The organism is Ruegeria sp. BE9 (genome assembly GCF_056538765.1).
Window position 1 is genome coordinate 1 of sequence record NZ_JBQFTS010000023.1, and the last position, 945, is coordinate 945.

Annotated in this window: 1 protein-coding gene; it reads left to right on the forward strand. The window is 60.6% G+C overall.

The window, feature by feature from the left end; all coding sequences use genetic code 11:
• The coding region (locus tag ACR0EO_RS22090) for an MBL fold metallo-hydrolase (protein WP_480693062.1) at positions 1 to 945 on the forward strand (945 nt) is incomplete at its 3' end.

Below are 945 nucleotides of genomic sequence, written 5' to 3' on the forward strand. Positions count from 1 at the left end.
ATGGCCAAGGCATTCGCGTCCCAAGGGGACATGTCGGAAAAGAAGATTTCGTTCACCGAGGTTGGCGAGGGTCTTTATGCGTTCACTGCCGAAGGCGATCCGAATTCGGGCGTCATCATCGGTGATGACAGCGTGATGATTGTCGAGGCGCAGGCCACACCGCGCCTGGCCAACAAGGTGATCGAATGTGTGCGATCCGTCACCGACAAGCCGATTACCCATGTGGCGCTGACCCACTACCACGCGGTCCGTGTGCTGGGCGCCAGTGCGTTTGGCGCGCAGCAGATCCTCATGTCGGACATGGCCCGCGCAATGGTCGTGGAACGCGGCAAAGAGGACTGGGACAGCGAATTCCAACGCTTCCCCCGCCTGTTCGAAGGTCACGAAAGCATCCCCGACCTGACCTGGCCCACCACCACGTTCAGCGACACGATGACCGTTTACCTCGGCAACCGTCGGGTCGATCTGATGCATCTGGGCCGTGCCCATACCGCAGGTGATATCGTGATCCATGTGCCGGATCAGAACGTCATGTTCACCGGTGACATCGTCGAATACCACTCGGCCTGCTATTGCGGCGACGGGCATTTCAGCGATTGGGGTGACACGTTGGACCAGATCAAATGGTTCGACGTCGATGCCATCGCTCCGGGTCGCGGCGACGCCCTGATTGGCAAGGACATGGTCAATGCCGCCATCGAAAACACCCGCGATTTCGTCGAGAGCACCTATCGCCCGGCAGCAAAGGTCGCGGCGCGCGGTGGCTCTTTGAAAGAGGCCTGGGACGCCGTTCGTGCCGAATGCGACCCCAAATTCGCCGACTACGCGATCTACGAGCACTGCCTGCCCTTCAACGTCGCCCGCGCCTATGACGAGGCCCGTGGCATCGACACCCCCCGCATCTGGACCGCACAACGCGATCTCCAAATGTGGGAAGACCTGCAA